Origin of the sequence: Actinomadura logoneensis (assembly GCF_003428695.1) — a bacterium.
Taxonomy (GTDB): Bacteria; Actinomycetota; Actinomycetes; order Streptosporangiales; family Streptosporangiaceae; genus Spirillospora; species Spirillospora logoneensis.
Genome location: NZ_QURH01000163.1, coordinates 1 through 20,082, shown reverse-complemented (window position 1 = coordinate 20,082; position 20,082 = coordinate 1). Strand labels below are relative to the sequence as shown.

The 20,082-nt window shown below is 73.7% G+C and carries 23 protein-coding genes; 18 read left to right on the top strand and 5 right to left on the bottom strand.

All coding sequences use genetic code 11. The features are described from left to right. The 6 genes from DZF91_RS08565 to DZF91_RS08540 form a co-directional block, all read left to right on the top strand. Window positions 1–656 (top strand): TetR/AcrR family transcriptional regulator (locus DZF91_RS08565; RefSeq protein WP_328589146.1); only part of this gene is annotated, 656 nt, incomplete at its 5' end. A 110-nt stretch (window positions 657–766) separates the two neighbouring features. Continuing rightward, on the top strand, window positions 767–1,498 hold the full coding sequence (locus DZF91_RS08560; RefSeq protein ID WP_117356939.1) for an ABC transporter ATP-binding protein: 732 nt from the start codon (window positions 767–769) through the stop codon (window positions 1,496–1,498). Next, window positions 1,495–2,241 (top strand): ABC transporter permease, encoded by a 747-nt coding sequence (locus tag DZF91_RS08555; protein WP_235834166.1) that lies wholly within the window; start codon window positions 1,495–1,497, stop codon window positions 2,239–2,241. The genes DZF91_RS08560 and DZF91_RS08555 overlap by 4 nt, the downstream gene beginning before the upstream one ends. A gap of 195 nt (window positions 2,242–2,436) precedes the next feature. Further along, window positions 2,437–3,357, top strand: coding sequence for a proline dehydrogenase family protein (locus DZF91_RS08550; RefSeq protein ID WP_117356943.1), 921 nt, complete (start codon window positions 2,437–2,439; stop codon window positions 3,355–3,357). 59 nt (window positions 3,358–3,416) lie between these two features. Further along, window positions 3,417–4,211, top strand: a complete 795-nt coding sequence (proC, locus tag DZF91_RS08545; protein ID WP_117356938.1) for a pyrroline-5-carboxylate reductase — start codon at window positions 3,417–3,419, stop codon at window positions 4,209–4,211. 100 nt (window positions 4,212–4,311) lie between these two features. Further along, a complete protein-coding gene (locus DZF91_RS08540; RefSeq protein WP_147341060.1) occupies window positions 4,312–4,740 on the top strand; it encodes a hypothetical protein in 429 nt (142 codons plus the stop codon). Between the two features lie 73 nt (window positions 4,741–4,813). On the opposite strand, the gene DZF91_RS08535 is transcribed toward DZF91_RS08540, so the two are convergent. Next, the gene (locus DZF91_RS08535) at window positions 4,814–5,962 is read right to left on the bottom strand and encodes an alpha/beta hydrolase (protein ID WP_235834165.1); all 1,149 of its coding nucleotides are present in this window, start codon (window positions 5,960–5,962) and stop codon (window positions 4,814–4,816) included. Window positions 5,963–6,197: 235 nt separating this feature from the next. Here DZF91_RS08535 and DZF91_RS08530 point away from each other — a divergent pair, with 235 nt between their 5' ends. The 7 genes from DZF91_RS08530 (at window position 6,198) to DZF91_RS08500 (ending at window position 12,734) form a co-directional block, all read left to right on the top strand. After that, entirely contained in the window at window positions 6,198–7,406 is a 1,209-nt protein-coding gene (locus DZF91_RS08530) for an acetoin utilization protein AcuC (RefSeq protein ID WP_117356935.1), read from the top strand. Beyond that, complete coding sequence (locus DZF91_RS08525; protein WP_117356934.1) at window positions 7,406–8,272, top strand: phosphatase; 867 nt, start codon at window positions 7,406–7,408, stop codon at window positions 8,270–8,272. The genes DZF91_RS08530 and DZF91_RS08525 overlap by 1 nt, the downstream gene beginning before the upstream one ends. A gap of 337 nt (window positions 8,273–8,609) precedes the next feature. Further along, window positions 8,610–8,813 (top strand): helix-turn-helix domain-containing protein, encoded by a 204-nt coding sequence (locus DZF91_RS08520; protein ID WP_026414196.1) that lies wholly within the window; start codon window positions 8,610–8,612, stop codon window positions 8,811–8,813. A 301-nt stretch (window positions 8,814–9,114) separates the two neighbouring features. Next, the gene (locus tag DZF91_RS08515) at window positions 9,115–9,213 is read left to right on the top strand and encodes a 30S ribosomal protein bS22 (protein WP_018654693.1); all 99 of its coding nucleotides are present in this window, start codon (window positions 9,115–9,117) and stop codon (window positions 9,211–9,213) included. A 47-nt stretch (window positions 9,214–9,260) separates the two neighbouring features. Then, window positions 9,261–10,265 (top strand): NAD-dependent epimerase/dehydratase family protein, encoded by a 1,005-nt coding sequence (locus tag DZF91_RS08510; protein WP_117356933.1) that lies wholly within the window; start codon window positions 9,261–9,263, stop codon window positions 10,263–10,265. A 26-nt stretch (window positions 10,266–10,291) separates the two neighbouring features. Beyond that, window positions 10,292–11,260: a lysophospholipid acyltransferase family protein gene (locus DZF91_RS08505; protein WP_117356932.1), complete on the top strand. Its 969-nt coding sequence runs from the start codon at window positions 10,292–10,294 to the stop codon at window positions 11,258–11,260. Between the two features lie 121 nt (window positions 11,261–11,381). Beyond that, complete coding sequence (locus DZF91_RS08500) at window positions 11,382–12,734, top strand: leucine-rich repeat domain-containing protein (protein WP_147341059.1); 1,353 nt, start codon at window positions 11,382–11,384, stop codon at window positions 12,732–12,734. Between the two features lie 6 nt (window positions 12,735–12,740). Here DZF91_RS08500 and DZF91_RS08495 read toward each other — a convergent pair whose 3' ends face one another. The 4 genes from DZF91_RS08495 to DZF91_RS39580 form a co-directional block, all read right to left on the bottom strand. Then, on the bottom strand, window positions 12,741–13,628 hold the full coding sequence (locus tag DZF91_RS08495) for an HAD family hydrolase (RefSeq protein WP_117356930.1): 888 nt from the start codon (window positions 13,626–13,628) through the stop codon (window positions 12,741–12,743). A 29-nt stretch (window positions 13,629–13,657) separates the two neighbouring features. Further along, entirely contained in the window at window positions 13,658–14,356 is a 699-nt protein-coding gene (locus DZF91_RS08490; RefSeq protein WP_117356929.1) for a sigma-70 family RNA polymerase sigma factor, read from the bottom strand. Between the two features lie 287 nt (window positions 14,357–14,643). Then, window positions 14,644–15,033, bottom strand: a complete 390-nt coding sequence (locus DZF91_RS39585; protein WP_158587884.1) for a hypothetical protein — start codon at window positions 15,031–15,033, stop codon at window positions 14,644–14,646. Next, a complete protein-coding gene (locus tag DZF91_RS39580) occupies window positions 14,994–15,251 on the bottom strand; it encodes a hypothetical protein (protein WP_158587883.1) in 258 nt (85 codons plus the stop codon). Before DZF91_RS39580 ends, DZF91_RS39585 begins: the two co-directional genes overlap by 40 nt. A gap of 272 nt (window positions 15,252–15,523) precedes the next feature. Between DZF91_RS39580 and DZF91_RS08480 the strand changes: the two genes are divergently transcribed. From DZF91_RS08480 to hemC, 5 genes are all read left to right on the top strand, one after another. Next, window positions 15,524–16,015 carry a putative quinol monooxygenase gene (locus tag DZF91_RS08480; protein WP_117356942.1) on the top strand — a complete coding sequence of 164 codons (492 nt, stop codon included), beginning with the start codon at window positions 15,524–15,526 and terminating at the stop codon, window positions 16,013–16,015. Between the two features lie 10 nt (window positions 16,016–16,025). Next, window positions 16,026–16,358, top strand: coding sequence for a glutaredoxin family protein (locus DZF91_RS08475; protein ID WP_328589144.1), 333 nt, complete (start codon window positions 16,026–16,028; stop codon window positions 16,356–16,358). 469 nt (window positions 16,359–16,827) lie between these two features. Then, window positions 16,828–17,592 carry a redox-sensing transcriptional repressor Rex gene (locus DZF91_RS08470; RefSeq protein ID WP_235834164.1) on the top strand — a complete coding sequence of 255 codons (765 nt, stop codon included), beginning with the start codon at window positions 16,828–16,830 and terminating at the stop codon, window positions 17,590–17,592. Between the two features lie 295 nt (window positions 17,593–17,887). After that, window positions 17,888–19,267: a glutamyl-tRNA reductase gene (locus DZF91_RS08465; protein WP_117356928.1), complete on the top strand. Its 1,380-nt coding sequence runs from the start codon at window positions 17,888–17,890 to the stop codon at window positions 19,265–19,267. Further along, a partial coding sequence (gene hemC, locus DZF91_RS08460; RefSeq protein WP_268915925.1) for a hydroxymethylbilane synthase occupies window positions 19,264–20,082 on the top strand: 819 nt, incomplete at its 3' end. The genes DZF91_RS08465 and hemC, both read left to right, overlap by 4 nt.

The window sequence follows — 20,082 nt, the reverse complement described above, 5'->3', positions numbered from 1 at the left end:
GCCCCGCGACCGGCTCGGCGGACGCGCGCGCGCAAGGCCCGGCGGACGGCTCGGGGGCCGAGGGCGGGACGGGGAGCGGGCGGCGGTCGCCGGGGCGGCCCACCGGACGGACCGACACCCGCGAGCAGATCCTCGCCGCCGCCCGCGAGATGTTCGCCGACAAGGGGTTCGACGGCGCGTCGCTGCGCGCCATCGCGCGCGCGGCCGGGGTCGATCCGGCGCTCGTGCACCACTACTTCGGCAACAAGGAGGGCGTGTTCGTCGCGGCGATGCGCTTCCCGGTGAACCCGGCCGAGCTGCTGCCGAAGGTCATGTCGGCCGAGCCCGGACGGGTGGGCGAGCAGTTCGCCCGCGAGTTCATCGCCATCTGGGACGATCCGGACAAGCGCGCCCCCATCGTCGCCATGCTCCGCACCGCGATGACCAACGAGCGGGCCGCCGCGCTGATGCGCGAGTTCGTCACCTCCGCGCTGCTGGACCGGGTGGCCGCCGCCCGCGACGTCCCGCTGCTGCGGCTGCAGGCGGCGGTCGGCCAGCTCGTCGGCGTGATGATCGTGCGGCACGTGATCCGGGTGGAGCCGCTGGCGTCCGCCTCGCCGGAGGAGCTGGTCGAGCTGCTCGCCCCCACGCTCCAGCGCTACATCGACGGCTCCTGACGCCGAACCTCCCTCCCCGCACCCCAGCACCGGACGGCGCCGCCGGACGGCGCCGCGCGGGGCCGTCCGCGGTCCTTGACCCCGGCTGCTCGCGGGCGTAAATTCAACACATGATGAGTTCTGCGCCGGCCGTCCGGGTCGCGGGCCTACGGGTCGACCGCGGCGGCAAGCCCGTGCTCCGCGACGTCTCCTTCGAGGCGCCGCGCGGATCGGTCCTCGGCCTCATCGGGCCGAGCGGCTGCGGCAAGACCACCCTCATGCGCTGCCTGGTCGGCGTGCAGATCGTGCGGGGCGGGACGGTCACCGTCCTCGGCGAGCCGGCCGGATCGCCGGGCCTGCGCCGCCGGGTCGGGTACTCGACGCAGACCCCGGCCGTCTACGCCGACCTGTCCGTCCGGGAGAACATGCGGTACTTCGCCGCCGTCCTCGGCGCGCCGCGCACCGACCCCGACCGGGTCATCGAGGAGGTCGGCCTCGGCGACCACCGCGACCAGGTGGTCGGGACGCTGTCCGGCGGCCAGCTGAACCGCGCGAACCTCGCCGCCGCCCTGCTCGGAGGCCCCGAGCTGCTGGTGCTGGACGAGCCGACCGTCGGACTCGACCCGCTGCTGCGCGAGGAGCTCTGGGCGCTGTTCCGGCGGCTCACCGACCGCGGCACGACGCTGGTCGTGTCCAGCCACGTCATGGACGAGGCCGTCCGCACCGACCGGCTGCTGCTGATGCGCGAGGGCGAGATCCTCGCGGACGGCTCACCGAGCGAGCTGACCGAGCGCACCGGGACGGCCGACCTGGAGGCGGCGTTCCTGCGACTGATCCACGAGCGAGCGGAGAGCCCGGCATGAGCACCGTCCTGAGTCCGACGATCACCGTCGCCACGACCCGGCGCATCCTGTCCCAGCTCCGGCACGACCGCCGCACGCTCGGCCTGCTCGTCGGGGTGCCCAGCCTGCTGATGATCCTGCTGCGGTACGTGTTCGACGAGCCGCCGGTCTTCGACCGGATCGGGCCGATGCTGCTCGGCCTGTTCCCGTTCGTCATCATGTTCGTCGTCGCGTCCGTCGGCACGCTGCGCGAGCGCACCGGCGGCACGCTCGAACGGCTGATGACCACCCCCACCGGCAAGCTGGACTTCCTGCTCGGCTACGCCCTCGCGTTCGGGCTGCTGTCGCTGGTGCAGGTCGGCGTCGTCCTGGTGATCTCGCTGACCTGGCTCGGCCTGGACCTGAACGGCTCGGTCGGCTCGCTGGTGCTCGTCGCCGTGCTGGACGCGCTGCTCGGCATGGCCCTCGGGCTGTTCGCCAGCGCGTTCGCCCGCACCGAGTTCCAGGCCGTCCAGTTCATGCCCGCGTTCGTCCTGCCGCAGGTGCTGCTGTGCGGCCTGCTGATCCCGCGCGACAGCATGGCCACCTGGCTGCGGGTGATCTCCGACGTCCTGCCGCTGTCCTACGCGGTGGACGCGATGCAGCGGGTGTCGCGCGAGGCGTCCTTCTCCGGCGCGCTGCTGAAGGACGTCCTGGTGATCGCCGGCTTCACCCTCGGCGCGCTGGCGCTGGGCGCGGCCACCCTCCGCCGCCGCACCGCCTGAGCGACCACGGCGGCGGGGGACGGCCCGCCGCCCGGTCGGGACCACCACGACCGGACGCCAAGGCCGGGGATGCCGTGACCGGTCGGTCACGACCGGGCGGCGCAGGCCGTGATCGTTCCGCGCCGATGGGTATGACCTCGGACGATGCGGAACGGCGAGGCCGACGCCGTCCCGTTCGCCCGGAAGGACACGCTCTTGTTCCGTCACACTCTGCTGGCCGCCACCCGCAACCGCGCCGCTCGCCGGATCGTGGAGACCGCCCCCGGCACGCGCCGCATCGTCCGGCGCTTCGTGGCGGGCGAGACGACCGACGACGCCGTGGACGTCACCGCCGAGCTCGCCGGCGAGGGCCTGCTCGTCAGCCTGGACGCGCTCGGCGAGGACACCCTCGACACCGCCCAGGCCGAGGCCAACGTCCAGGACCTCGCCGACCTGCTCGGCCGCCTCGCCGAGGCCGGGCTGGCGGGCAAGGCCGAGGTGTCGCTCAAGCTCAGCGCCGTCGGCCAGGCCCTGGACGAGCCGTTCGCCCTGGAGAACGCCCGCAAGGTCTGCGCCGCCGCGCACGACGCGGGGACCACCGTCACGCTCGACATGGAGGAGCACGACACGGTCGAGTCGACCCTGCGCGTCCTCACCGAGCTGCGCCGCGAGTTCCCCGAGACGGGCGTCGCGATCCAGTCCTACCTGCGGCGTTCGGAGGAGTACTGCGCGGAGCTGGCGCACGAGGGCTCGCGCGTCCGGCTGTGCAAGGGCGCCTACAGCGCGCCGGAGTCGATCGCGTTCACCGACCGGGTCGAGATCGACAAGTCGTTCGTGCGGTGCCTGCGGGTGCTGATGGCGGGCCAGGGCTATCCGATGCTCGCCACGCACGACCCGCGCCTGATCGAGATCGGGGGCGCGCTCGCCACGCTGCACGACCGCGCGCCGTCCGACTTCGAGTACCAGATGCTCTACGGCATCCGGCCGCAGGAGCAGCGGCGGCTGGCCGGCGAGGGCGCGCGCGTCCGGATCTACGTGGCGTTCGGCCGCGAGTGGTACGCCTACTTCATGCGCCGGCTCGCCGAGAAGCCCGCCAACCTGGGGTTCCTCTTCCGGTCCATGGCCTCCAGGAGCTGACCGCGCGCTCGCTACGCTGGGAGGCGTCCTCCGGCGTCCCACGGCATAGGTGTGCAGAAATGATCGCGATTCTCGGTGCGGGCAAGATGGGCGAGGCGCTGCTGTCCGGCGTCCTGCGGGCGGGCCGCCGCCCGGCCGAGCTGAGGGCCACCGCCCGCCGCGAGGAGCGCGCCGCCCTGCTGCGCGAGCGGTACGGCGTCGAGACGATCTCCAACCGGGAGGCCGCCAAGACCGCCGACGTGCTCGTCCTGGCGGTGAAGCCGCAGGACATGGGCGCCCTGCTGGACGAGATCGGCCCGCACGTGCCGGCCGGCGCGCTGGTGGTCTCGATGGCGGCGGGCATCACCACCGGCTACGTCGAGGACCGGCTCGGCGACGGCGTCCCGGTCGTCCGGGTCATGTCGAACACGCCCGTCCACGTGGACGAGGCGATGAGCGTGATCTCGCCCGGCTCGCACGCGGGGGAGGAGCACCTCAAGCTCGCCGAGGAGCTGCTCAGCCCGGTCGGCAAGGTGCTGCGCATCCCCGAGTCGCTGCAGGACGGCGCGACCGCCCTGTCCGGCAGCGGCCCGGCGTACTTCTACTACCTGGTCGAGGCCATGGTGGACGCGGGCATCCTGCTCGGCATGCCGCGCGCCGCGGCGCTGGAGATGGTGATCCAGTCGGCCGTCGGCGCGGCCGTCATGCTGCGCGACTCCGGCGAGCACCCCGTCCTGCTGCGCGAGGCCGTCACCTCCCCGGGCGGGACGACCATCGCCGCGATCCGCGAACTGGAGAAGCACGGCGTCCGGGCCGCGGTGCTGGAGGCGATCGAGGCCGCCCGCAACCGGGGCCGCGAACTCGCCGCGGGCTGACCACCCGACGCGCGGGAGGCGGTCCGGCGTCCCGGCGGCGGTCCGGCGTCCGGGAATACCGGGGATTGAGCCGGACGGACGTCACGTACGTGTCCAAGGCATGGGATATGTGCTTCGCGTACTCGTGGCGGCCGGACTGATCGCGGACGCGGTGGTGCACTGGCGGTTCGCGCCGGAGATGAGGTTCGTGCCGGGCGGGTCGATCCACGCGGACACGCTCTTCTACGCCCAGGCGGTCGTGGCCGCGGTCGTCGCGCCGCTGGTCCTGGCCCACGCCCGCCGCTGGACGTACGCGCTGGCGCTCCTGGTCGCGGCGAGCGCCATCGGCGCCCTGCTGCTCTACTCCTACGTGGACGCCGGCGCGATCGGGCCGCTCCCGAACATGCACGACCCGGTCTGGTACGCGGAGAAGACCCAGGCGCTCGTCGGCGAGGGCGTCGCGGGGCTCGCCGCACTGGCCGGGCTGCTGACCGTCCGGCGCGGCACCCGCCCGTCCGCCGAACGACGCGTCACCGAGCCCGTCCGCTGAACCGGGCCCGTCCGCTGAACCGGGCCCGTCCGCTGAACCGGGCCCGTCCGCTGACCGCGATCGGGGGGCGCGGTCACGCCACCGCGGATTCCGGGACGGCCGGGTCGGACGCCGTGACGCGGGCGATGAACCGGGCGGCCTCGCTCATCGCGGCGCTCGCCTCCGGCAGCACCCGGTTGAGGAGCTGGAAGACGTGCATCTGGCCCGTCCAGACCTGCAGTTCGCAGTCCACGTCCGCGCGGGTCAGGGCCTCCGCGAACGCCTCGGCCTCCGGGCGCAGCACCTCCGCGCCGCCGACCTGGACGAGGAACGGCGGCGCGTCCCGCCACGGGCTGGTGAGCAGCGCGAGGCGCGGATCGTCGAACCCGCCGTGCCCCACGACCACGCGCGCCACCCGCCGGGCCGCGTGGGCGCTGATGTAGGGGTCGCGCGCGACAAGCTGCTCCTGCGTGGACAACTCGCAGGTCAGGTCCACCCAGGGGGAGAACAGGACGGTCCCGGCGGGCGTCGGCAGGCCCGTCCGCATGATCTCGCCGGTCAGCGACGCGGCCAGGTGGCCGCCCGCCGAGTCCCCGGCCAGCACGATCCCGGACGCGGGGACGCCCCGGTCCAGCAGCCACCGGTACGCGGCGACGGCGTCCTCCAGCGGCGCGGGGAACGGGTGCTCGGGCGCCATCCGGTAGTGCGGCGCCAGCACCGGCAGCCCGGTCTCGACGGCGAGCCGCGAGGTGATCGACCGATGCGTCCGCGGCGAGCACACCACGTACCCGCCGCCGTGCAGGTAGAGGATCGCGCCGTTCGGGAGCAGGCCGCGCACGCTGTCCGCGTGCACGGAGGCGCGGCTGACGACCCACTCGCCGATGACGGGCGGCGCGTCCGCGCCGGTCTCGACGCGCGGGTCGATGAGCGGGAGGACGCGGGCGCGCTGCCCCGCGCGCAGGAACACCGACGCCGCGTCCACGGTCGAGCGGGCGGCGCGCAGGCTCAGGGCATGGCCGGGGACGCGGTGGATGAACGGCCGCAACCCCAGGTAGAGGGCGCGGGAGATGGCGCGGCTGCGGATGCTGGGGCGGTGGTCGTGCGTCCACCGCTCCGGATCGGCGGCCAAGGTGCCGGTCACGGTGTCGGCCAAGGTGTCAGCCAAGGTGTCGGCCAAGGTTCCGGACGCGGTGACGGGCGCGTCGGCGGGTTCGGGAGCGGCGGGCACCGGCAGAGGGGTCACCTCCGCCGGTCCCGGGGAGGGTGACGTCGGGTCCATGAGTACCCCGCTTGTCATGTTTCGGGTGTGTTACCTAGATGCCCGCCCTCCCAGGTAGTTCACGCCACAACTTTGTTGCGCCGAAGGACGTTTCCCGAGGTGAGGTCATAGGTCCGCAGCCGCGCGATCGCGGAGGGTCGCCCCCGGGCGGCCGTCCCGGGTGGTCGCGGCGGAGCGGCGTGGCGCTACCGTGTGACCCATGACCAGCCCCGCGGCCTCCGGCAGGTGCGACCTCACGGTCTTCTGGGACGAACGGCTCACCTCCTACGACTTCGGCCCCGGGCATCCCATGAACCCCGTCCGGGTCGAGCTGACGATCGCGCTCGCCCGCGAGCTCGGCCTGCTGGACGGGCCGGGCGTGCGGGTCGAGGGGTTCGAGCCCGCGAGCGACAAGCTGCTCGGACTCGTCCACGAGGAGGCGTACGTCGCGGCCGTCCGGCACGCGGGCGAGACCGGCCTGGCCGAGCCCCGGCACGGGCTCGGCACCGAGGACAACCCGGTCTTCCTGGGCATGCACGAGGCGTCCGCGCTGGTCGCGGGCGCGTCGGTGGCCGGGGCGCGGGCCGTGTGGCACGGCGACGCCGGGCACGCGGTGAACGTGTCCGGCGGCCTGCACCACGCGCTCGCCGGGGCCGCCAGCGGCTTCTGCGTCTACAACGACCCGGCGGTCGCGATCGCCTGGCTGCTGGAGAACGGCGCGGAGCGCGTCGCCTACGTGGACGTGGACGTCCACCACGGCGACGGCGTGCAGGCGGCGTTCTACAACGATCCGCGCGTCCTGACGATCAGCCTCCACGAGACACCGCGCACGCTGTTCCCCGGCACCGGCTTCCCGAACGAGACGGGCGGCCCGGACGCGCAGGGCACCGCCGTGAACGTCGCGCTGCCGCCCGGCACCGGGGACGCGCTCTGGCTGCGGGCGTTCCACGCGACCGTCCCGTCGCTGCTGCGCGCGTTCCAGCCGCAGGTCCTCGTCAGCCAGCACGGCGCGGACACGCACGCCCTCGACCCGCTGGCCCACCTGATCCTGACCGTGGACGGCCAGCGCGCCGCGCACGCCGCGCTGCACCGGCTCGCGCACGAGGTCGCCGGCGGACGCTGGCTGGCGACCGGGGGAGGCGGCTACGAGCTGGTCCAGGTCGTGCCGCGCGCCTGGTCGCACCTGATCGCCGAGGCCGCCGGACGCCCCGTCCCGCCGGACACCGCGACCCCGGACGCCTGGCGCGAGTTCGTCCGGCTGCGCACCGACGAGATCGCGCCGCGCCGGATGACCGACGGGCACCCGACCGTCGAGTTCCGCCCCTGGTCGGACGGCATGGACCCGGCCAATCCGGTGGACCAGGCGGTCATGGCCACCCGCCGCGCGGTCTTCCCCGAGCACGGCCTCGACCCCATGCTGGACCTCTGATGGCCGACGCCCCGACCCGGGCCGAGCTGCGCGCCCACCTCGTCACGACGATGATCGCCGGGGAGGTGGCCACGCCCCGCCAGAACAACCTGCTGCACTACCGCCGGATGGCCGCCCGCAACCCGTACTACCTGTTCGGGCTGCGGCTCTCCGGGCGCTGGGACGAGCGGGACGTCCTGGCCGCGATGGTCGAGCGCTGCGGCGTCGATCCCGACCCCGGCCACCTGTACGGGGACGACACGATCGACCCGGACCTGACCCTCGACGCGCTGGAGGCGATGGGCGACCGGATCGGCCTCGCCGCGCGCCGCCGCGAGACGCTCCTGCTGGCCACCGGGCATCCAGGCAACCTCACGCCCCTCTACCAGGCGGTCTCGGAGGCGCTCACCGACCGCGGCTGCCGCGTCCTGACCCCGGCGAGCGGCTGGACGTACGAGATCGAGCGGTACGGCGAGCGGCAGACCCGGCGCGTCGTCCACACGCCCGAGGGCGTCGCGATGCTGGTGGACGACGCGGGCCGCCCGCAGCACACCCACGACGCCGCCCCGATGGAGACGATGCTGGCCGAACTCCGCGGGGGCCCGAGGGACACCGCGACGGAACCGTCCACTATCGCTTCGGACGGGTTTGCGGAGGCTAAACCTGCTTATTGGCCGGATCTGGCCATCGCCGACCACGGCTGGGCCGGGGCGGCCGGCGAGGCGGGCGTCGACACGGTCGGTTTCGCGGACTGTAACGACCCCGCGCTGTTCGCGGGCGCGGCCGAAGGAAAGATCCAGGTCGTGGTGCCTCTCGACGACGGCCTGTCGCCGCACCACTATGCCCCGATGACCGCCTTTCTCCTGGCTCGCGCGGGGCTCGCGTGAGGCGCGGACCCCGCGTTCGGCGATGACCGTGGGTCACTCCGTGTGACATCGCGTCCGTTCTGCGACGGCTGGGACCCCTGGGACCGCGTCGTTCGGCGGAGTCGCAGGTCAATGCGTGGTTCTGGGATCGGGGCGGTGATCGTTGCACGCTGGGTGCCGTCCCGATGGCGCTCCGTCCGGAACAGCAGTGTGGCCTCGGCGTCAGGTCGGGCGGTGCAAATGGGCGGAACTCCCCTCTTGCGACTGTCGGTACACGATTTACGCTGGGGGAAGTACACGTGCGTGATCAAAGTCACCCAAAGGGCCGGTGCGCGGCACGTGTGGAAGAGGGCGTCCGATGAGCTCAGGCGAGCGACCTCTGAGCGAGGTCAGGTTCCTGACCGTCGCCGAAGTGGCGGCGGTGATGCGGGTGTCCAAGATGACCGTCTACCGCCTCGTCCACTCGGGCGAACTCCCCGCGATCCGTGTGGGACGTTCGTTCCGGGTTCCCGAACAGGCCGTACACGACTATCTGCGCGACGCGTTCATCGAAGCCGGATAGCGGGGCACCCATCGGGGAAGACGACGACAAGGACGGCCGGAACCCCCCGGGTCCCGGCCGTCCTGCCTTCCCGGCCGGGACGCCCGCCGCCCGCGGTCGCGGCGGCCCCGGACCGGGCTCGCCCGCCCGGACCTGCGGATGTGTGGACCGGCGAGGAGCGGGCAGGCACTGGACGGACCCGGTTCGGCTCAGCGGTACCCTTGGGCTTCGGACCATGACGCAAGGTGGCTCGCACATCGCGGCCCCGCCCGGCGCCATGGCCCGTCTCCTGTACCGCACCCGATAGCCGAGCGAGGTCTTTGTGGGCTCTGTCATCAAGAAGCGCCGCAAGCGGATGGCCAAGAAGAAGCACCGCAAGCTGCTGAAGAAGACGCGCATCCAGCGTCGTAACAAGAAGTAAAGACGCCGGCAACACAGCCGTAAGGGGTGGGGCGCACAGTGTCCTCCATGCCCTCCACCGCGGCCCGTGTCGTCCTCGTCACGGGCGTCTCCCGTTTCCTGGGGGCGCGGGTCGCGAACACCCTCCAAGCCGACCCGGGCATCGAGCGCGTCATCGGTGTGGACACGGTTCCGCCGACGACGCCGCTGGGCCGCACCGAGTTCGTGCGGGTGGACATCCGCACGCCCGGCATCGCCAAGGTCATCTCGTCCGCCGGGGTGGACACCGTCGTCCATCTCAGCCTGGTCACCGGCCAGGCCGGACCGCGGGCCAGGGCGAAGGAGCTGAACGTCATCGGGACGATGCAGCTGCTCGCGGCCTGCCAGCGCTCGCCCGACACCCGCAGGCTGGTCGTGCGCTCCTCGGCCGCCGTGTACGGGTCCTCGCCGCGGGACCCGGCGGTCTTCACCGAGGAGGACCAGGCGGTCGAGGCGCCCGCGCACGGGTACGCCAAGGACACCGCCGAGGTCGAGCGGTACGTGCGGGGGCTGACGCGGCGGCGCTCCGACCTCACGGTCTCGGTGCTGCGCTTCGCCAACTTCCTCGGCCCGGGCGTGGACTCGCCCGTCACCCGGTACCTCACCATGCCCGTCGTCCCGACGGTGCTGGGGTTCGACCCCCGGCTCCAGTTCGTCCACCCCGACGACGGGGTCGAGGTGCTGCGCCGGATGACGCTGGAGGACCACCCCGGCTGCTTCAACGTCGCGGGCGACGGGGTGCTGCTGCTGTCGCAGGCGCTGCGCCGGGCCGGCCGGCCGCACCTCCCGGTCCCGGCCCCGTCGATCTCCGCCTTCGGCGGGCTCGGCCGCCGGTTCACCGGCTCGCCCGCGTTCTCGCCGGAACTGCTGCGCTGGCTGATGTACGGCCGGGTCCTGGACACCTCCAGGCTCGCCGCGGAGCTCTCCTGGACCCCCAAGTACGGTTCGGAGGAGGCGTTCGCCGAGTTCGTCTCCGGACTCGGCGGGCGCGGCGCCCCGCCCCACCGGCCTGCGGCCGGGGGCGGACGCGACTGACCGCTCGCGAGGGAGGAGCGACCGGCATGACCGCCCATCACCAGCGACCCTTCGACGAGCCGGACGGCGCGCGGGTCATCCCGCTCCGCCCGGACGAGCCCGCCCCTGTGCCCGACTCCACCTTCGCCTCCGCGGACGGCCCGTCCGGGCCGTCCGAGCGCAATCCGGTGGAGCGGGCCCTCGCGTCCGGCCTGTCGTTCCTGCGCCGCCGTGTGACCGGCGAGTACGAGGTCGACGAGTTCGGCTTCGACCCGGACCTGAACTCGTCCGTGCTGCTGCCGATCGCCCGCGCCCTCTACGAGCGCTGGTTCCGCGTCGAGCTGACGGGACTGGAGAACGTCCCGGCCAAGGGCGGCGCGCTGCTGGTCGCGAACCACTCCGGCACCGTCCCGCTGGACGGCATCATGCTGTCGGTCGCCACGCACGACCACCTCGACCGGCCACTGCGGCTGCTGGGCGCCGACCTCGTCTACCAGGTCCCGGTGCTGGCCCACCTGGCGCGCAAGGCCGGCCACACCCTCGCCTGCCCCGCCGACGCCGCCCGCCTGCTCGCCAAGGACGAGCTGGTCGGCGTCTTCCCCGAGGGCTTCAAGGGCATCGGCAAGCCCTACACCGAGCGGTACAAGCTCCAGCGCTTCGGCCGCGGCGGCTTCGTCGAGACCGCGCTGCGCGCCGACGTCCCGATCATCCCGTGCGCCATCGTCGGCGCCGAGGAGATCTATCCCAAGATCGCTGATCTGAAGCCGCTGGCCCGCCTGCTCGGCCTCCCGTACTTCCCGGTGACCCCGACGTTCCCGCTGCTCGGCGCCGCGGGCCTGGTCCCCCTCCCGTCCAAGTGGCTGATCCGCTTCGGCGAGCCCATGACCTTCCCCGAGCACGGCCCCGAAGCCGCCGACGACCCCATGACCGTCTTCAACCTCACCGACCACGTCCGCGAGGTCGTCCAGCAGATGCTCTACGAGACCCTGCTCCGCCGCGGCCACCCCTTCCTCTGACCCAAGCCCGAAGGGACCCTGCCCGAAGACCCGCACGCCGGGCCTCGTTCCTCGATCCCCGAGACGTTCGTGTTTCGTCTCGGTGCGCCGGTCGGGGGAGATGATCACTAGGGTCGCGGGTATGGGTGCTGCTTCTTCCGCTCCGGATCTGATCGCGTTGAGGGCCAAGGTGGCGACCGCTTCGGCGGCGGTGGCCTGGAAGGCGGTCAGGGAGCTCGTCGAGCACGGCGGCGACGACGCCCTCGAGCTGGCGGACGAGTTCGCCGCGGCGACGGACGTCCCGACCGACAAGCTGCTGAAGCTGTGGAAGAAGGCGCCCGATCCGGACGGGTTCGCGCGGTTCCTTCTGGCGCCGGCGTTCGTCCGGGAGGGGCGGGACGCGCTGGAGCTGACCAAGCGCACGTCACTGGAGGGCGTCCGGCATCTGACGAGCCTGCGGTCGCTCCGGCTGACCGGGTGCAAGAAGCTGACGGACCTCTCCGACGTGGCCGCGCTGACCGGCCTCGAAGAGCTCGACCTCGAAGGCGCCAAGGCCGTCACCGACCTGTCGCCGCTCGCGGGGCTGACGGCGCTGCGCAGGCTGAACCTCCAGGACTGCGCGGGCGTGTCGGACGTCTCCCCGCTGCTCGGGATGCGTGAGCTGCGCGAACTCAACCTGCGGAGCACCGGGGTCCGGAGCGTCGCCGGGTTCGGCACGGCGTTCCCCGAGCTCAGGGAGCTGGACCTGACCTGGTGCCACCGCGTCGAGGACGTCGCACCGTTGTCGGGGCTGCGCGAGCTGACGAAGCTGGCCCTGTACTCCAAGGGCGTCGAGTCGGTCGCGGACCTGCGCGACCTCGACGCGCTCGCCGACCTGGGGCTGCACTGCCCGCGGCTGAAGAGCCTGGACGGCCTCGACGCGCTGCCGGGGCTGCGGCGGGTCGCGCTGACCGCGTCCGACGGCCTGACCAGCCTGGACGGCCTCGGACACCATCCGGAGCTCACCGTCCTGGTCCTGCCGCAGGCGGGCCTTCCCGACCTGCGGCCGCTCGCGGATCTGCCCGCGCTCCGGCAGATCAAGATCAACGGCTACCACCGGCTCACCTCCCTGGACGGCCTGGAGGGGCACCCGTCGATCTCCCGCGTCGAGCTGGCGTCCGCCCACGGCCTGCTCGACCTCTCCGCCCTCTTCGCGATGCCCGCGCTGCGCGAGCTGGGCATCTGGAGCCTCTCCCAGCTCGACGACCTCGGCGCGTTCGCGGGTCTGCGCGGGCTGGAACGGCTGGAGATCGCCTCCATGGAGCTGCGGACCCTCGACGGCCTCGCGGACCTGCCGTCCCTGCGCAGCGTGCGGCTCGACTACTGCCTCCGCCTGGAGGACGTGAGCGCGCTCCTCGACCTCCCCGCGCTGGAGGAGGTCGAGATCAGCTACTGCCCGGCGCTCCCGTCCGCCGCTCTGGCCCCGCTCGCGGCCCGCGGCCTCCTCAAGGACTGAACGGGATCAGGACGACCTGTAGTGGTTGCGGAGGGCGATGCCCGCCGCGACACCGCCCGCCAGCGCCCCCATCCCGGCGGCGGCCGGAAGGGCGACCATGGTGACCTTGCGGCCGGTGCGGAAGTCGTGCACGGGCCAGCCGAGCTCCTTGGCGTGGGCGCGCAGGGCCGGGTCGGGGTTGACGGCGTGCGGGTGGCCGACGGCGCTGAGCATGGGCAGGTCGTTGACCGAGTCGCTGTAGGCCGAGCAGCGCGAGAGGTCCAGGCCCTCGCGCTGGGCCAGCGCGCGGATGGCCTCGGCCTTGGCGTTGCCGTGCAGCAGGTTGCCCACCAGCCGGCCGGTGTAGACGCCCGCCTCGGTCTCGGCCACGGTGCCGAGGGCGCCGGTCAGGCCGAGGCGGTGGGCGATCGTGCGGGCCACCTCGACCGGGGTCGCGGTGACCAGCCACACCTGCTGGCCCGCGTCCAGGTGCTGCAGGGCCAGCGAGCGGGTGCCGCTCCAGATCCGGTCGGCCATGACCTCGTCGTAGATCTCCTCGCTGAGCCGGACGATGTCGCTGACCTTCTGGCCGGCGACGAACGCCAGCGCCGCCTCGCGGGCGGTGGAGATGTGCTCGGCGTTCTCGGTGCCCCGGACCCGGAAGGCGGCCTGCCCCAGCGCGAACGTGGCCAGGTCGCGCAGCGTGAACAGCTTGCGGGCGGCGAGCCCGCGCGCGAAGTAGTAGATGGACGCGCCGCGCATCATCGTGTTGTCGACGTCGAAGAACGCCGCCGCGTGCCGGTCGGCCTCCGCGACGGGCCGGTGGGGCCTCGCCGCCGCTGCCGCCGCCTCGCCCGCGCTCACGTGGTCCTCGTCACCGCGCTGCCAGAAGTCGCGCTGCCAGATTCGCCGCATGACCCGAGCGTATTCAACCCGTCGCACGGTCAGCTCCGCAGGTCGTCCGGGAGCATCCGGGCGAGCGACCTGACGGCCCGGTACTGCAGCGCCTTGACCGCCCCCGTCTTCTTGCCCATGGCCACGGCCGTCTCCGCGACCGAGAGGCCGTGCACGAAGCGCAGCACGACGCACTCGCGCTGCTCCTCGCCCAGCCGCAGGACCGCCGCGAGGACGGCCCGGTGCGTCATCGAGTCCAGGACGGCGTGCTCCGGCCCCTCCTGCGGACGGTCCGGCTCGACGAGGTCGGCGGTGCAGACCTCCAGCCGGTGGCGGCCGGACTTGAAGTGGTCGGTGACCAGGTTGCGGGCGATCGTCACCAGCCACGCGCCGAAGTCCTTGCCCTGCCAGTTGAAGTCGCCCATCCGCCGCCACGCGCGCAGGAACGTCTCGCTGGTCAGGTCCTCGGAGAGGGAGTGCGCGCCGGTCCGGTGGTAGACGTACCGGTAGACCAGGTCCAGGTAGCGGCCGTAGAGCTGCCCGAACGCCTCCGCGTCGCCCTCGCGGGCCCGCAGCACCAGGGCCTTCATGCGGTCGCCGGCATCGCGCTCCGCCCGGCGGGACGCGGCGGTCGCGGACCGCGCCGCGACGGTCGCGGACCGCGCCGCGACGGTCGCGGACCGTGTCGCGGAGGTCGCGGACCGCGGGGCGGGCCTTGCGAACCGGGTGTCGAGGGTCAGGCTGCTCATGCAGTTCTCCTCGGTGCGTACGCGACCTCAGGCGTGAAAGGCCACTGTAGATACGCGGTGCTATACGGGGCAATGCCCCTGTCGCGCCCGGGCCGTCGCATCGGAGGTCGTCCCCGCGGCCTCTCCCGAACCCCTGCGCACAGGGGCCCCAGGCCCCTCGGAAGCCCTTTCGGAGGGGCCTCGGGGGGAGCGAAAGTGCGCCCGGGTTACCCCTCATCCCTCCGCATCGGGCACCATGGGGCGCGATGGTCAACGCTCTCCTCGCCCTGCTGGCGACCCTGGGTGCCTTAATCGCCACCGGGTTGCTGGTCAAGCGCGCCTCCACGGACCGGATGCTCTTCCTGATCGCCTGGTCGGTCACCCAGGTCGCGCTGTCGCTGGCGCTGCTGGCCATGGCGGCGGGCTTCCTGATGAAGTTCAACGGCCCCGTCTTCCGGGTCGTCGAGCTCGGCGGGGCGCTGCTCGCCCCGGTCTGGCTCGCGCTCGGCATGGTGGAGCTGATCGCCCGGCTCGTCCAGGTGCGGTTCGTCGCCTGGCTGTTCGCGGTCTCCTACACGCTGGTGGCCACGGTCATCCTGCTCGTGGACCCGCTGAAGACCGGGAGCCTCACCAAGAGCCTGCCCAAGCCGTCCCAGACCTACGACGCGCTGCCGCTGCTGCTGATCGACGGCGCGCACGTGGTGTCGGTGCTGGCGCTGGTGGGCTGCGCCGGCTTCACCGCCTGGCTGGCGTCCCAGCGGGACGCCGAGGCGCAGGAGCTGATGATCCCGATCGCGCTGGTCGCGCTCGCCGGGGTGCTGGTCGTCAGCGGCACCCGCGGGCTGCTGCCCGCGCCCGCCGCGGTGATCGCGCTCGGCGCCGCCGCCGGGCTGGTCTGGTACGGCGCGATGCGCACCCTGCCGATCTTCGACGCGGACGAGGACCAGCACGACGGCTCCGGCTACGACGAGCCGCCCGCCCGGGCGCTGCCCGCGGCGAACGGCATGGCCGCCGCCCCCGACCGGCAGCAGGACCGCCAGCAGGAACGCCGGCCCGGACGCCGGGGACGCGACCTCCGCTTCCCCGAGCCGGCCGAGGAGCCGCTGCCCCCGCCGCTTCCCCGAGCCGGCCGAGGAGCCGCTGCCCCCGAACCCCGCGCCCGTCCCCGCCCCCGCCCCCGCGCCGGGGATGCCCGGCCCCGGCGGGCCGAACGCGCTGAACGAGGTGATGGCCGCCGCGGCGGCAGCCGCCGCCGGTGCGGGCGCCGCCGGTGCGGGCGACACCTCGCAGGCCTGCGGCCAGATCACCGTCTTCACCCTGCTGGAGGGCCGCGAGGAGGCGTTCGACCGGCTCGCCGCCGACCTCGCCGCCGCCGCCCGCGCCGCCGAGCCGGACACCCTGGTCTTCGCGACCCACCAGGTGGTGAACGCGCCCACCCAGCGGATCTTCTACCAGCTTTTCCGCAACGAGGCCGCGTTCGCCGCCCACCAGCGCCTGCCGCACCTGCAGCGCTTCCAGGCCGAGGCGCGCCCGCACGTGCTGGCCACCAACGTGATCGAGATCCGGCTCGGCGCGGCCAAGATCCTTCCGCTGCCCGGGGGCGCTCCGGCCCCGTCCGCGGTCCCGGCGCCGGGACCGTCCCCGGCTCCGCCCGCGCCCAACGCGCGCCCGCACCGATGAGGAGCGACCGGTGAGCACCGACCCGACGACCGCCGGCCTCGGCGCCGACACCGCACCCGCAGGGTCCGGGGACGCGGCCGGGACGACGGGTTCCGGCGAGATCGTCGTCACCATGCTGGGCAAGCCCGGCTGCCACCTGTGCGACGTGGCCCGCGAGGTGATCCTGCGCGTCGTCGCGGACGAGGGCGTCCGCTTCGAGGAGCGCGACATCACCCGGGACGAGGAGCTCCACCGCGAGTACTGGGAGCAGATCCCGGTCACCCTCGTGAACGGCGTCCAGACCGACTACTGGCGGGTCAACGAGAAGCGGCTCCGCGCGGCCATCGCCAAGCGCCGCTCCTGACCGTCCGCGCGCCATGACCGTCCGCGCGCCATGACCCTCCACGCGCCTGACCGTCCGCGCGCGTCTGACCGTCCGCGCTCCTGACCGTCCCGTCCGCACGCCTGACCTGCGGGGACGGACGTCCGCCGGAGATCGCGCGGGACGGCCCCGCCGCCGCCCACAGGGACGGGCCCGGGCGCAACCGCTAAACGGCGGAAAGTCGAATGTTCCGTCAGTCACACTCAAGTGTGCGGAAAGACGCGCGTCGTTCGGGCGAAAAAGCCCATTTGCTCCGCCATGACCTGCGGAAACGCGGTGTGAAGCGGCGGAAGGGCGCGTTCGGTAAGGCGGGGGCGACTTTGTGCGCGTATTCACAAAGGCTTAATCTGGAGGGCAGCCTCGGGGCCCGGGCACGGATCCCCGTCGCTTCCGGCCCGGCCGCCGCCCGTGACCGGACCGGACTCAGCGTCGAGCCCCCGAAGAGCAGGCCGTGACATCTCGACAGACCCGCCACCGCGACCGCGTGGACGCCGCCCGACCCCGGGGGATCCCGGAGGCCACCGTGGCGCGGCTGCCGGTCTACCTGCGGGCGCTGCACGCCCTCCAGGACCGGGGCGTCGCCACCGTGTCCTCGGAGGAGCTGGCGTCCGCGGCCGGAGTGAACTCCGCCAAACTGCGCAAGGACCTGTCCCACCTGGGGTCCTACGGCACCCGGGGGGTCGGGTACGAGGTCGAGTACCTCGTCTACCAGATCTCTCGTGAACTGGGCCTGACCCAGGATTGGGTCGTGGCAATCATCGGCGTGGGTAACCTGGGGCGCGCCCTCGCCGGTTACGGCGGCTTCGCCTCCCGCGGCTTCCGCGTGGCGGGCCTGCTGGACGCCGACGAGCGGATCGTCGGACAGGAGATCGCCGGCCTGACGGTCGGGCACATCGACCGGCTGGAGGACGTCATCGGCGAGCACGGCGTGTCCATCGCCGTGATCGCCACGCCCGCCGCCGCGGCGCAGGGCGTCTGCGACCGGGTGGTGGCCGCGGGGGTGACCAGCGTGCTGAACTTCGCGCCGGTCGTGCTCTCGGTCCCCGAGTGGGTGGACGTCCGCAAGGTGGACCTGTCCATCGAGCTGCAGATCCTCGCGTTCCACGAGCAGCGCAAGGCGGGCGGCCCGGACGGCGTCCGCGGCCTGAACGGGACGCGGGCCGCCCTCGACCGCGCCGCGCGGGAGCCCGTGCAGTACGTGGAGGCGGCCGAATGACGGTGGCGGACGGAACGGCCGGCGGACGGCCGGGCTGGAACGGCCCTGACAGGCCGAGCCGGCACGGCCCCGGCGGGCTGAGCTGGAGGAACGGCCCTCACGGGCGGGGCGGGAACGGCCCTGCCGGGCGAGGTTGGAACGGCCCTGCCGGGCGAGGTTGGAACGGCCTTGCCGGGCGAGGCTGGAACGGCCCTGCCGGGCAGGGCGGGAACGAGCGTGCGGCGACCGGCGGGCGACCGTCCGGGAGCGCGATGGACGAGCGGGCGATGGGCGAACGAGAGCGGAGAACCGGCCGATGAGCGTGCTGGTGGTGGGACTGAGCCACCGCAGTGCACCGGTGGCGCTGCTGGAGCGGGCCGCGGTGTCGGGCGACGACCTGCTGAAGCTCCTGCACGCGGTGCGCGACTGCGGGCACGTGTCGGAGACGGCGATCGTCTCCACGTGCAACCGGGTCGAGGTCTACGCCGTGGTCGACCGCTTCCACGGCGGCGTCACGGCGGTGTCGGAGCTCCTCGCCCTGCACAGCGGCGTCCCGCTGGAGGAGCTGTCCCGGCACCTGTACGTGCACTACGAGGAGCGGGCCGTCCAGCACGTGTTCGCGGTCGCCAGCGGCCTGGAGTCGATGGTCGTCGGCGAGGGCCAGATCCTCGGCCAGATCCGCAAGGCGTTCAAGCTCGGCCAGGACGAGCACACCATCGGCCGCGACCTGCACGACCTGCTCCAGCGGGCGCTGCGGGTCGGCAAGCGCGCCCACCACGAGACCGGGATCGACCAGGCCGGGGCGTCCCTGGTCAGCGTCGGCCTGGAGGTCGCCGCCAAGCACCTCGGGCCGCTGCCCGGCCGGCGCGCGCTGGTCGTCGGCGCCGGCTCGATGAGCGCGCTGGCCGCGGCCACGCTGAGCCGCGGCGGCGCGGGCGAGATCGTGATCGCCAACCGCACCTTCGACAAGGCCGCCCGGCTCGCCGCGTCGCTGGAGACCCCGGCCCGCGCGATCCCGATGGACCAGCTGACGCTCGCCCTCGCGGACGCCGACCTGGTCATCTCGTGCACCGGCGCGACCGGCCGCGTCATCACCGCCGACATGCTCACGGCCCCGTCCACCCCCGCCGGGGACGGGCAGTCCGAGAAGTCCGGGCCGTCCGAGCCGTCCGCCCCCGCCGGGGACGGGCCGCGGCGGCGGTTCATTCTGGACCTGGCCCTCCCGCACGACGTGGACCCCGCCGTCCGCGAGGTGCCCGGCGTGGCGCTCGCGGGCCTGGACGACCTGCGGGTCGCGCAGGAGGCGGCGCGCGCGGTCGGGCCGGAGGCGGTCGAGCAGGTCAAGCGGATCGTCTGCGACGAGGTCTCGGCCTACCTGTCCGCGGCGCGCGCGGCGGCGGTGGCGCCGACCGTGGTGGCGCTGCGGTCCAAGGCGGCCGAGGTGGTCGACGCGGAGCTGGCCCGGCTCGCGGGCCGGCTGCCCGACATCGACGAGCGGGCCTACAGGGAACTGGCCCAGACCGTCCGGCGCGTGGCCGACAAGCTGCTGCACGCCCCGACCGTCCGGGTGAAGGAGCTGGCGGCGGCGCCCGGGGGGGACGCCTACGCCGACGCGCTGCGCGAGCTGTTCGGACTGGATCCGAGCAAGCCCGAGGCCGTGGTGCGCGCCGACAACATCGAAGGAAGCCAGACGTGACGGAAACGGACCGGCGACTGCGGCTCGGCACCCGCAGGAGCCTGATGGCCACCACCCAGTCCGGTCTGGTCGCCGACGCATTGACGCAGGCCACGGGGCATGGCGTCGAGCTGGTCGGGGTAACGACCGAGGGTGATGTATCCAAGGCACTGCTCGCGCAGATCGGGGGGACCGGGGTCTTCGTCAACGCGCTCCGGGACCGGCTGCTGTCCGGCGAGGTGGACTTCGCGGTGCACAGCCTGAAGGACCTGCCGACCGGGCCCGCCGACGGGATCGCGCTCGCCGCCGTCCCGCGCCGCGACGACCCGCGGGACGCGCTGTGCGGCGCCCACAAGCTGGCCGACCTGCCCGCCGGCGCGCGCGTCGGCACCGGCTCGCCGCGCCGCGTCGCGCAGCTGCGCGCGCTCCGCCCGGACCTGGAGATCGTGCCGATCCGCGGCAACGCCGACACCCGGCTGCGCAAGGTCGCCGACGGCGAGCTGGACGCGGTCGTGCTCGCGCACGCGGGCCTGCGCCGCATCGACCGGCTGGACGACGTCGCCGAGGTCTTCGAGCCGGACGCCATGCTGCCCGCGCCCGGCCAGGGCGCGCTGGCGCTGGAGTGCCGCGCCGACGACCCGGAGCTGGTCGCGCTGCTGGCCGCCGTGGACGACCCGGACACCCGCGCCGCCGTCACCGCCGAGCGCACCGTGCTCGCCGTGCTGGAGGGCGGCTGCTCGGCCCCGGTCGGCGCCTACGCCGCCGTCGCCGACGGCGTGCTGCGGCTGACCGCCGCCGTCGTCGCGCACGACGGCACCCGCCAGGTCCGGCTGTCC

Bases quoted from the DNA above. Each gene is read 5' to 3' on its own strand.
- DZF91_RS08510 (WP_117356933.1), top strand. From the start codon at position 9,261: ATGCCCTCCACCGCGGCCCGTGTCGTCCTCGTCACGGGCGTCTCCCGT.
- DZF91_RS08490 (WP_117356929.1), bottom strand. From the start codon at position 14,356: ATGAGCAGCCTGACCCTCGACACCCGGTTCGCAAGGCCCGCCCCGCGG.
- DZF91_RS08480 (WP_117356942.1), top strand. From the start codon at position 15,524: ATGCCCGGCCCCGGCGGGCCGAACGCGCTGAACGAGGTGATGGCCGCC.
- DZF91_RS08555 (WP_235834166.1), top strand. From the start codon at position 1,495: ATGAGCACCGTCCTGAGTCCGACGATCACCGTCGCCACGACCCGGCGC.
- DZF91_RS08540 (WP_147341060.1), top strand. From the start codon at position 4,312: ATGGGATATGTGCTTCGCGTACTCGTGGCGGCCGGACTGATCGCGGAC.
- proC (WP_117356938.1), top strand. From the start codon at position 3,417: ATGATCGCGATTCTCGGTGCGGGCAAGATGGGCGAGGCGCTGCTGTCC.
- DZF91_RS08560 (WP_117356939.1), top strand. From the start codon at position 767: ATGATGAGTTCTGCGCCGGCCGTCCGGGTCGCGGGCCTACGGGTCGAC.
- DZF91_RS08465 (WP_117356928.1), top strand. From the start codon at position 17,888: ATGAGCGTGCTGGTGGTGGGACTGAGCCACCGCAGTGCACCGGTGGCG.
- DZF91_RS08500 (WP_147341059.1), top strand. From the start codon at position 11,382: ATGGGTGCTGCTTCTTCCGCTCCGGATCTGATCGCGTTGAGGGCCAAG.
- DZF91_RS08505 (WP_117356932.1), top strand. From the start codon at position 10,292: ATGACCGCCCATCACCAGCGACCCTTCGACGAGCCGGACGGCGCGCGG.
- DZF91_RS08520 (WP_026414196.1), top strand. From the start codon at position 8,610: ATGAGCTCAGGCGAGCGACCTCTGAGCGAGGTCAGGTTCCTGACCGTC.
- DZF91_RS08525 (WP_117356934.1), top strand. From the start codon at position 7,406: ATGGCCGACGCCCCGACCCGGGCCGAGCTGCGCGCCCACCTCGTCACG.
- DZF91_RS08530 (WP_117356935.1), top strand. From the start codon at position 6,198: ATGACCAGCCCCGCGGCCTCCGGCAGGTGCGACCTCACGGTCTTCTGG.
- DZF91_RS08495 (WP_117356930.1), bottom strand. From the start codon at position 13,628: ATGCGGCGAATCTGGCAGCGCGACTTCTGGCAGCGCGGTGACGAGGAC.